The following is a 10,778-nucleotide window of genomic DNA, read 5'->3' on the forward strand; positions in this document are numbered from 1 at the left end:
CTTTCGCCAATCGCTATCGTTGAAAAGAGAGCGGCAGCGCCAAAGCTGCCAATCTCCCCCCTAGTGGGGGAGATGTCCGGCAGGACAGAGGGGGGCGCTGTCCCGCCAGCCTCTCCAGCTGATCATCTGAATTTGCCTGTACTGAGCCTTTTGCTCCAAGATCAGCTCTCCCCAATGGCCGCAACGGCCTGCCGATATAACTCCGCCATCTGGTCGTCGAAGCAGCAGAAAGTAACGACCTCCGGCACCGTGTTTTGTCGCAAGAAGTCGGCTGTCGTGCCCACGGCGATGCTGGTCGCTTCGTCCTTGGGAAAGCGGTAAATGCCGGTCGAGATCGCCGGGAAGGCGATGGTGCGACAGCCATGGTCGCGCGCGATTTCGAGCGAGCGCCGATAGCAGGAGGCGAGCAGCTCCGCCTCGCCCTTGCCGCCGCCTTGCCAGACCGGCCCCACCGTGTGGATGACATAGCGCGCCGGCAGCCGGTAGCCCTTGGTCAGCTTGGCGTCACCGGTCTTGCAGCCATGCAGCATGCGGCATTCGGCGACCAACTCCGGCCCTGCCGCGCGATGGATGGCGCCGTCGACGCCGCCGCCACCCAGCAGCGATGAATTGGCGGCGTTGACGATGGCATCGACCGCGAGCCTGGTGATGTCGCCGGTGTGGATGCGGATCCTGTCGCCGAGAGCGCCCATCGTCACATCCTGAACACGCCGAATTTCGTCTCCTCGATGCCGGCATTGAGCGCCGCCGAAAGGCTGAGCGCCAGCACCTCGCGCGTCCTGGCCGGATCGATGATGCCGTCGTCCCAGAGCCGCGCCGACGAGTAGAGCGGGTGGCCCTCATGCTCGTATTTCATCAGGATCGGCTTCCTGAACTTCGCTTCCTCGTCGGCGCTCCATTCACCGCCCTTGCGCTCGATGCCCTCGCGCTTGACCATGGCGAGCACCGTCGCCGCCTGCTCGCCGCCCATCACCGAGATACGCGCGTTGGGCCACATCCACAGGAAGCGGGGCGAATAGGCGCGGCCGCACATGCCGTAATTGCCGGCGCCGAAGGAACCGCCGATGATCACGGTGAGCTTCGGCACCTTCGCGGTGGCGACCGCCATCACCAGCTTGGCGCCGTCCTTGGCGATGCCGCCGGCCTCGTATTTTCGACCGACCATGAAGCCGGTGATGTTCTGCAGGAAGATCAGCGGAATGCCGCGCTGGCAGCAGAGCTCGATGAAATGCGCGCCCTTGAGCGCGCTTTCGGAAAACAGCACGCCGTTGTTGCCGATGATGCCGACCGGCATGCCGTGGAGGTGGGCGAAGCCGGTGACCAGGGTGGTGCCGTAGTTTTGCTTGAACTCGTCGAACTCCGAACCGTCGACGAGACGCGCGATTACCTCGCGCACGTCATAGGGCTGGCGCAGATCCGTCGGCACGATGCCGTAGAGTTCCTGCGGATCGTAAAGCGGTAGAATCGGCTTCTGCAAATTCAGGCTTAGGGCCTTGTTCCGATTCAGGTTCCGGACGATGCGCCGGCAAATGGCCAAGGCGTGCTCGTCGTCCATGGCGTAGTGGTCGGCGACGCCGGAAAGCCTGGTGTGGACATCGGCGCCGCCGAGTTCCTCGGCGCTGACATCCTCGCCGGTCGCGGCCTTCACCAGCGGCGGGCCGCCGAGAAAAATGGTCGCCTGATTGCGCACCATGATCGTCTCGTCCGACATCGCCGGCACATAGGCGCCGCCCGCCGTGCACGAACCCATGACGCAGGCGATCTGCGGGATGCCGGCCGCCGACATGTTGGCCTGGTTGTAGAAGATGCGGCCGAAATGCTCGCGGTCGGGGAAGACCTCGTCCTGGTTGGGCAGATTGGCGCCGCCGCTGTCGACCAGATAAACGCAAGGGAGGTTGTTCTGCAGCGCGATCTCCTGCGCGCGCAGGTGCTTCTTCACCGTCAGCGGATAATAAGTGCCCCCCTTCACCGTGGCGTCGTTGACGACGACCATCACTTCCCGGCCTTCGACGCGGCCGACGCCGGTGATGATGCCCGCCGACGGGATGTCCTCGCCATACATCGACCATGCCGCGAACTGGCCGACCTCGAGGAAGGGCGAGCCGGCGTCGAGCAGTTGCGCCAGCCGCTCGCGCGGCAAGAGTTTGCCGCGACCCTGGTGGCGCTCACGCGCCTCGTCGGAGCCGCCGCGCTCGATGCTTGCCGCCTTCTCGGCGATGTCGGCGACCAGCGCGCGCATACGCTCCGCATTGGCGCGGAAGGTGTCGGAGGCGGGGGAGATCTGGGTTTGAAGCGTCACTGTCACACCCCCTCCGCCATGATCTCGCGCCCGATCAGCCAGCGGCGGATCTCGCTGGTGCCGGCGCCGATCTCGTAGAGCTTGGCGTCGCGCAGCAGCCGTCCCGTCGGATAGTCGTTGATGTAGCCATTGCCGCCGAGCAACTGGATGGCGTCGAGCGCCATCTGCGTCGCTTTCTCGGCCGCGAAGAGCACGCAGCCTGCGGCGTCCTTGCGCGAGGTCTCGCCGCGGTCGCAGGCGGCGGCCACCGCATAGACGTAGGCCCGCGCGGCATTCATCGTCGAGTACATGTCGGCGAGCTTGCCCTGCACCAGCTGGAACGTACCGATCGGCTGGCCGAACTGCTTGCGCTCATGCACGTAAGGCACAGCGACGTCGAGGCAGGCCGCCATCAGCCCGATCGGCCCGCCGGAGAGCACTGCGCGCTCATAGTCGAGCCCCGACATCAGCACCTCGACACCGCGCCCTTCCTCATGCAGCACATTCTCGAACGGCACCTCTACATTCTCGAACACCAGCTCGCCGGTGTTGGAGCCGCGCATGCCGAGCTTGTCCAGCTTCTGCGCGACTGAAAAGCCGGCCATCGTCTTTTCGACGATGAAGGCCGTGATGCCGCGCGAATGGCGGTCCGGATCGGTCTTGGCATAGACCACCATCGTTCCGGCGTCGGGGCCGTTGGTGATCCACATTTTCGAGCCGTTGAGCACATAGCGGTCGTTGCGCTTTTCGGCGCGCAGCCTGAGCGACACCACGTCCGAGCCGGCGCCTGGTTCCGACATCGCCAGCGCGCCGACTGTCTCGCCCGAGCAGAGGGCAGGCAGGTACTTCTCCTTCTGCGCCGGGGTGGCCCAGCGGTTGATCTGATTGACGCAGAGGTTCGAATGCGCGCCGTAGGAGAGGCCGACCGAGGCCGATGCGCGCGAAATCTCCTCCATCGCCACGACATGCGCGAGATAATTCATGCCGGTTCCGCCGAAATCAGGATCGGCGGTGATGCCGAGCAGACCGAGCGCGCCGAGCTCGACCCACAGATGCGCGGGGAACTCGTTGGAGCGGTCGATCTCGGCCGCGATCGGCGCGATCCTGTCCTGGGCGAAGCGCCGCACGGTATCGCGCAGCGCCTCGATGTCGGGATCAAGTCCGAAGTTCAGCGTATTCGTGTACATGCCGTTCCTCCCTGCGCATGCCCGGTCTTCGCGGAGATCATGCCTGTATCAGAGTGCCACGGCGTCCCTGGCGCGCCCGGAAGGACGCGCGGTGCCATGGCTGATTGTCGCGCCGACCAAGCGCATTGTCATCGAAAGATATGATGCCGTGACTTCAGCGATCGACAGCCGCTCGCCCGGCCGGAACCAGACGATGACGCCGGTCATCATCTGGATCAGCGCCATGGCGGTGAGCCCGGTATCGTCGACCTGAAAGACACCGGCTTCGGCGCCGTCGCGCAGGATCGTGCGCAACTCCTTCTCATAGGTCGTGCGCATCTTGAGGATCTGCGTCAGCCTTTCATGCGAGAGGCTGCGCAATTCCATATTGGAGACATGGGTGGCGTGACGCCGCTCTATGTGGAAGGAGATGTGGTTCTCGACATAGGCGGCAAGACGGGTGACCGGATCAGCGCTCGCCGGCCGCGCGGCTTCCCAAGCCTTGAGCAGGCCTTCCATATGCTCACGCATCAACGTGAACAGAAGGTCCTCCTTGGTCGGGAAATACCGATAGAGCGCGGCCGCCTGCACGCCGACCTCCGCCGCCAACTGCCGCATCGACATCGCCTCGTAGCCGAGGCGCGCGATCAGGCTGACCGCCGCCTCACGGACGGCCGCTTCGGTTTTTTCCCCGTCGGAACCTGTGGTGCGCGCCATGTTCGCCTCCAGCAGCATTTAATAAAACGAACGTTCAATTAATTCAAGATACCTCATACGCTCGTCGCCCGCCCTGGTTCGGGGAGGCGAAATGAGACTAGACGATGATCCTGAAATCCACGGGCGCGGCGTCGGACGCTTCTTCGATCTCGACCTTCGAGACGAGCGCGCCCCGCGGCCCTTGCCACAGGCGTTCGATCATCGCCATGACAGCGGCATCGGCGCCGGCGATCAGTGCGGTGACCGAGCCGTCACGCTCGTTGCGCACCCAACCCGTCAGCCCGAGACGCATCGCTTCTGCGCGTGTCCAGACGCGGTAACTTACACCTTGAACCGTACCGGAAACGCGCGCCCGAACGATTCTATGTTCGACTTGCATTGCCTGTGCTCCGCGTTGCGCTTGGCGGAATCTGGCACAGCAAAGGGCAAAGGCAACAGGGGCTTGGGCTAGGGTGTGTTGAGATTCAGGTCAGGCCAAGCCGAAAATGGTGGCTTTCGAGAACCGGAGCGGAGCGGACATTCGGGTCCGTGAGCACCGGAAGCGCAGAAAACCAGCATTTGCAGGCTGGCATCACCTGAATCTCAACACATCCTAGTTCCCTCGCGCCGCCGCCAAGGCGCCCGGCAGCTCCTCGGCGAAGATGTCGAGCTCATGGTCGAGCCCGACGCTGACCCTGATGCAGCGGTCCAGCACCGGCACCATCGGCTTGCGGATGAACACGTCGCGCGACAAAAGGTTCTGCATCACCTTCAGCGCGAAGGCGCCGTCGCGGCCGCAGTCGATGGTGACGAAATTGGTCGCAGACAGCAACGGCTTCAGGCCGTTCTGCCTGGCAATGGCTGAAATACGCTCACGGCCTGCCGCCACCCGCGCCACGACCGAGCGCAGGTAATCCTGGTCGGCAAGCGCCTCGAGGCCTGCGACCTGCGCCATGCGGCTGACGCCATAATGGTTGCGGATCTTTTCGAAGTCGCGGATCACCTCCGCCTCCGCGACGGCGTAGCCGCAGCGTATGCCGGCCAGGCCGTAAGCCTTGGAGAAGGTGCGCATGCGGATGACGTTCGGCCGCGCAACATCGATCGCCGGCAGCGCCGAGGCCGGTCCCAGCTCGCCATAGGCCTCGTCGAGCACCAGCATGGTGGTTTCCGGCAGCGCTGCGATGAAGCGGACGACATCCGGCGCCTCCCACCAGCTTCCCATCGGATTATCGGGATTGGAGAGATAGACCAGCGGCGCCTTTTCGCTGGCGACCTTGGCGAGGAGCCCGTCCAGGTCTTCCTTGTCGTTAGCATAGGGCACTGTCACCAGGCGGCCGCCGACGCCGGCGATATGGAAATTGAAGGTGGGGTAGGCGCCAAGCGAGGTGACCACGGCTTCGCCGGGCCCGACATACATGCGCGCCACCAGGCCAAGCAGGCCGTCGATGCCTTCGCCCACGACCACGTTTTCGACGGCCACCTTGTGATGCGCGGCGGCCGCCACCTTCAGCTCGTAATTGTCTGGATCGCAATACATCCACTGGTCGCGGGCGACGCTTTCCATGCGGGCGATGACGCGCGGCGAAGGCCCGAAACTGCTTTCATTAGCGCCGATGCGGGCGCGGAAAGGCCGGCCGCGCTCGCGCTCCTGTGCCTCCGGGCCGACGAACGGAACCGTGGTGGGAAGCGCGCCGATGATCGGCGTGAGGGACGGGCGCTGGCGCATGGCAAAAGCTCGCGTGGAAGGGGCGTTCTTGCTAGCGTGATCCCCCGGCCGGTGCAAGCAGGGCAGGGGACCCGTCGGCGGGGCATGGTCTCGCGCGGGCTGGATTCCGGCGGCTTCTTTTGCTAGCGAAGCGCTATGAACAACCGTCTGCCGCCCGCCTGGGCCAAGCATATCAAGTCCGGTCCGGTACCCAAGCCATCCGCTCCGGCGCTCAGGCCCGGATCGCCGCAGGCGAATCCATCGAAACCGGACGCGCGCGCGCAGTCCGACGACCTGCTCCTGAAGCAGGCCTATGACCATCAGCAGGCCAAGCGCCCGAAGCAGGCTCAGGATCTGTGTCTGCAAGTTCTGGCGCGCACGCCGAAACACCCGCGCGCGCTCTACATCATGGGAACCGTATGCCTCGGCTATGACGACGAGATGGCGTTGCAATATTTCGCCCTCGCCATCGCGGAGGAACCGCGCAACCCCTACTATCACCTGAGACTGGGCGAGGCCTACGCAAAGGTCGGCGAACATTCGCCGGCAATCGAGCATATGCAGCGCGCCCTGGAACTGCAGCCCGATCTTGTCGTGGCTCTCTGCGCCTTGGGACACACCTACGTTGAATCCGATAAGCCCGATCTGGCTTTGCCGCTTTACGAGAAAGCGCTGAAAATCAACCCCGATCATCCCGAGATTAGAGTGGGGTTGGCCAATGCCCTCAGCAGCGTGGGCCGCATGGATGACGCCGCCGCCTGTCTGAACCAGGCAATAGAGCGGCGCATCGATCTGCCGGGCGCCTATTACAATCTTGTCCAAACACAAAAATTCACTGACGAGCCTCCGGAACTCCGCTCCATTCTTCGCGAACTTGGCAATTCGAAACTCGGGTCAGACGGGGCTCTGCTGCTCCACCATGCCGCCGGCAAGGTGCTGAATGACCTCAAACGCTATGATGAAGCGTTCGATCATTTCCGGAAGGGGAAACAGGCCTCTCAGCCATTCGATATCGATCAGTACCGTCGGTGGGTTGACGCGCTGATCAAGGTCTTCACGCCGGGGTTGTTTGCCGCCGCCGAGCACGGCTTCGGCAATCCCTCCGAAGTGCCGGTTTTCGTGGTTGGCATGCCGCGCTCAGGGACGACGCTGACGGAACAGATCCTGGCCAGTCATCCCGATGTCTATGGCGCGGGGGAGCTTGCCAAATTGGGGCGGGTTGCGAATGCCATCGGCCTCAAGCCCTCATTTGCCGGAAAGTTGGACAGGCTTGTCGATTCGATCACGCCGGACCTGTCGAAAACGCTGGCCGGGGAGCATCTGTCCTATCTCGCGGAACGGTCAGCCACGGCGCTGCGTATCGTCGACAAGATGCCGCACAATTTTGAGCTGATCGGCCTTATCAGCCTGCTCTTCCCCAAGGCGCGTATCATTCACTGCCGCCGCGATGCCATCGACAATTGTGTCTCCTGCTTCGTTCTGCCCTTCAACGGTCATCACAGCTACAGCGACGACTTGAGAAGCCTCGGCCTCTACTATCGCGAATACGACCGCTTGATGCGCCATTGGAACGAGGTTCTTCCGGGCCGCATCTTCGAAAATCGCTACGAAACGCTCGTTGAGGACCAGGAGGCACAATCGCGCCGTCTCATCGGCTGTATCGGGTTGCCCTGGGACGATGCGTGTCTGCGCTTTTTCGACAGGGAAGCGGCAGTCTCCACGCCGAGCCGCTGGCAGGTCCGGCAGCCGATCTACAAGTCTTCCGTCAAGCGCTGGAAGAATTATGAAAATGAAATTCGGCCGCTGATAGAGGCGCTTGGCGACCTCGCGGACATTTGAACGAGAGGCTCGCTGCTCACCGAGCTTTGACTGGATTCCATGGGTGCTTATTGCTAGCAGACGCGATGAACAATCGTCTGCCGCCCGCCTGGTCCAAACACCTCAAATCCGGCGCTGCGCCGAAGCCCAGATGGCCCCAGGCAAGTCCGCCACAGCCAGGTCCCTCGAAGGCAAATTCTTTCGCACGTGCACAGGCCGATGACGCGCTGCTGAAGAAAGCCTATGAGCATCAACAAGCCAAACGGCTTGGTGAAGCACAGGACTTATGCCTTGAAGTGCTGGCGCGGACGCCAAACCATCCGTTGGCCCTGTACATCATGGGCACGCTTTGTCTGGGCTATGACGATGAGGCGGCCCTGCGCTATTTCGCGCGTGCGGTCGCAGAGGAGCCTGGAAACCCATACTACCATCTCAGCTTCGGCGAGACCTATGCGAAGCTGAGTGAATTCTCGGCCGCGATCAAATACATCCAGCATGCCTTGGAAATAAAGCCCGATCTTGTGGAGGCCCTGTGCGCCTTGGGGCGTGTTTATACCCAGTTCGACAAACCTGACCTGGCATTGGCGCTTTATGAGAAGGCGCTGAAGATCAACCGCGATCACCCCAAGGCACGGACCGGAATGGCTGCTGCGCTCACTGGTCTTGGGCGTATGGACGAGGCCGGCGCCTATCTCAAAGAGGCGATCGAACGCCGCGTCGACGCAGCGGCTGCTTACTACGAGCTCGTGCAGAGCCGGAGGTTTACAGAAGAGCCTCCGGAACTTCGATCGATCGTTCGCGAACTCGACAGTCCGGGGCTTAACGCGGAGGCGGCGCAGAGCCTTCATTACGCCGCCGGCAAAGTGCAGAACGACCTCAAGCGCTATGCGGAAGCATTCGACCATTTCAACAAGGCCAAGCAGGTCGCCGGCTACAGATTCGACATCGATCAGTATCGTCGTTTCGTGGACTCGATGATTGAAATCTTCACGCCTGGCCTGGTTGCCGCCGCGTCCGGCCTTGGCGATCCTTCCGATCTCCCTGTGTTCGTGGTTGGCATGCCCCGTTCCGGAACGACACTGACGGAACAGATCCTGGCCAGTCATCCCGGAGTTCATGGCGCGGGAGAACTTGAAAAACTAAGACGGGTAGCAAACGCAATCGATCTCAAATCGTCGGCAGAAGATCTGAGCAAGCCCGTCAATTCCCTTACGCCGGAACTGACCAGGACACTGGCCGAAGAACATCTGTCCTACCTCAGAGAACGGGCGCCTGCTGCGCTCCGAGTCGTCGACAAGGAGCCGCACAATTTTGAGCTGATCGGTCTTATCGCCCTTCTGTTTCCCAATGCGCGCATCATTCACTGCCGCCGCGACGCCATCGACAATTGCGTGTCATGCTATGTCCTCCCCTTCAACTCGGCACACAGCTACAATGCAGACCTGCGGGCACTCGGCCTGTACTATCGGGAATATGACCGCTTGATGCGTCACTGGAACGAGGTTTTCCCAGGCCGTATCTTTGAAAACCGCTATGAGACGCTCGTAGAGGATCAAGAGGCACAGTCGCGCCGGCTCATCGATCATCTCGGCCTGCCTTGGGATGACGCGTGCCTGCGCTTCTTCGACAGGGAAGGGGCGGTCACCACGCCCAGCCGCTGGCAGGTTCGTCAGCCGATCTACAAATCGTCGGTGAAGCGCTGGAAGAATTATGAAAGTCAGATCCAGCCTTTGATCGAAGCGTTGGGCGACCTCGCCGACGTTTGACTTCGATCACGGGGTGCGGCTGCCCCGCCGTCTCCCCGGAATTTTTAAAGCTTTCCACCGCGCTGCGGCGCAATCAGGTCGAACGCCAAACGGCGCCTCGGATACACGGCTGATGCAACATCCGAACTGCGCAGCGGTTCTTGGATCTCGATACCCATCAAACAAAAAAGAAAACCCGGCGGTTGCCCGCCGGGTTCTCCTGTCTCCCCGAAATATCTGGTCTTAGAAATCGCGCTGGAAGCGGATGATCGCGCCGACGGCGTTCTTCTTCGTGGCGCCAGCCCAAACGTTGCCGTGGTCGAAAGCATCCGAACCAACGTGCTGGTAGTCAACTTCGGGCGTGACCGTCAGGCCAGGGACGACGGTGTAGGCAATATTGGCCGCGATCGCGTAATCCTTCCACTGATCACCAGACACCTGAAGGTTGAACGAGGCCTTGTCGCTGAACTTGTAGGTGCCGCCAGCCCAGAAGGCCCAGTTGCCGCCCCAAGGCTTGTAGAAGCCGCGACCGTTCGCGAAGTCCAATGCGGTCGTGTCGTTAAGCTTGCCCTCGCTGGCGTAGCCGAACATGCCGAACAGCGACAGTTCGTTGGTCACGTTCACGTCCAGGCGAACCTTGCCGGACACATATTCGTAGTTGCTGTCATAGGCGACGACGCCGACGACGTCACCCCAGCCCTGCGTGTACTTCAAGCCACCGACGATGTGCGGAACGTAGCTGTCGATCGTGCCGACGCCATAGCCATAACCTCCCGTAACATTGGGGGTCTGTGCACCGCCGCCCGAACCTTCTTCGAGAGAGGCCATCGCCGAGAAACCGTTGCCAGCGTCGAAGTAGTACTGAACGACACCGGTCTTGAACCCGCCATAGGGAACGATGGTGTCGTTGACGACGTTGCCGGCGTAGCCGACGAACGTATCGAATGCCGATTCGTCCAAGCCGACACGCAAGCCGCCAAGCTGAATCCAGGCGAAGTGCATGTCGAAGCTGTTTTCAGCAGCATTATCCCCGTAGTTGTTGAACGGGTGATTTTGGAAATTCATCCGCGTTTCGGTGTAGGTCTTCAACGTGCCGAGTTCCGTTTCCTGGCCGGTCCAGGTCTTCAGCGTGAAGCGGGCGTCTTTGTACCAGGTGCCCTGGTTCTTGCCGGTGACGACGTCGTCGGCGCGTGCGCCGGTGAACGTGCCAACGTCGCCGAAGCCGGCGTCATAACGGACATAGCCGCCGATGCGCAGGCAGGTCTCGGTGCCCGGGATGTAGAAGTAGCCGGAGCCGTACACGTCGCAGATCTTGACGTATTCGGCCGGTTCCGGCTCGGCGACGGTCACTGCGTCCGCGGCGCGAGCAC

At 62.2% G+C, this 10,778-nt stretch carries 9 protein-coding genes; 2 read left to right on the forward strand and 7 right to left on the reverse strand.

Annotated features, from left to right (window positions below):
- Positions 1-161: 161 nt before the first annotated feature.
- The 6 genes from FJ424_RS33035 to FJ424_RS33060 form a co-directional block, all read right to left on the reverse strand.
- A complete protein-coding gene (locus FJ424_RS33035; protein WP_140659962.1) occupies positions 162-692 on the reverse strand; it encodes an O-acetyl-ADP-ribose deacetylase in 531 nt (176 codons plus the stop codon).
- A 2-nt stretch (positions 693-694) separates the two neighbouring features.
- Positions 695-2,239 carry a carboxyl transferase domain-containing protein gene (locus FJ424_RS33040; RefSeq protein WP_281405458.1) on the reverse strand — a complete coding sequence of 515 codons (1,545 nt, stop codon included), beginning with the start codon at positions 2,237-2,239 and terminating at the stop codon, positions 695-697.
- A gap of 62 nt (positions 2,240-2,301) precedes the next feature.
- Positions 2,302-3,465, reverse strand: coding sequence for an isovaleryl-CoA dehydrogenase (locus FJ424_RS33045; RefSeq protein ID WP_140659960.1), 1,164 nt, complete (start codon positions 3,463-3,465; stop codon positions 2,302-2,304).
- A gap of 48 nt (positions 3,466-3,513) precedes the next feature.
- Positions 3,514-4,161 carry a TetR/AcrR family transcriptional regulator gene (locus FJ424_RS33050; RefSeq protein WP_140659959.1) on the reverse strand — a complete coding sequence of 216 codons (648 nt, stop codon included), beginning with the start codon at positions 4,159-4,161 and terminating at the stop codon, positions 3,514-3,516.
- Between the two features lie 97 nt (positions 4,162-4,258).
- Positions 4,259-4,540, reverse strand: coding sequence for an acylphosphatase (locus FJ424_RS33055; protein WP_140659958.1), 282 nt, complete (start codon positions 4,538-4,540; stop codon positions 4,259-4,261).
- Positions 4,541-4,753: 213 nt separating this feature from the next.
- Complete coding sequence (locus FJ424_RS33060; protein ID WP_140659957.1) at positions 4,754-5,866, reverse strand: pyridoxal phosphate-dependent aminotransferase; 1,113 nt, start codon at positions 5,864-5,866, stop codon at positions 4,754-4,756.
- A gap of 135 nt (positions 5,867-6,001) precedes the next feature.
- Between FJ424_RS33060 and FJ424_RS33065 the strand changes: the two genes are divergently transcribed.
- Positions 6,002-7,684: a sulfotransferase gene (locus FJ424_RS33065; RefSeq protein WP_140659956.1), complete on the forward strand. Its 1,683-nt coding sequence runs from the start codon at positions 6,002-6,004 to the stop codon at positions 7,682-7,684.
- A 65-nt stretch (positions 7,685-7,749) separates the two neighbouring features.
- Complete coding sequence (locus FJ424_RS33070; RefSeq protein WP_140659955.1) at positions 7,750-9,429, forward strand: sulfotransferase; 1,680 nt, start codon at positions 7,750-7,752, stop codon at positions 9,427-9,429.
- 222 nt (positions 9,430-9,651) lie between these two features.
- Here FJ424_RS33070 and FJ424_RS33075 read toward each other — a convergent pair.
- Positions 9,652-10,778, reverse strand: a 1,127-nt coding sequence (locus FJ424_RS33075; RefSeq protein ID WP_140786396.1) for a porin, incomplete at its 5' end; no start/stop codon positions are given.

The sequence above is a fragment of the Mesorhizobium sp. B3-1-8 genome, assembly GCF_006439495.1.
Lineage (GTDB): Bacteria > Pseudomonadota > Alphaproteobacteria > Rhizobiales > Rhizobiaceae > Mesorhizobium.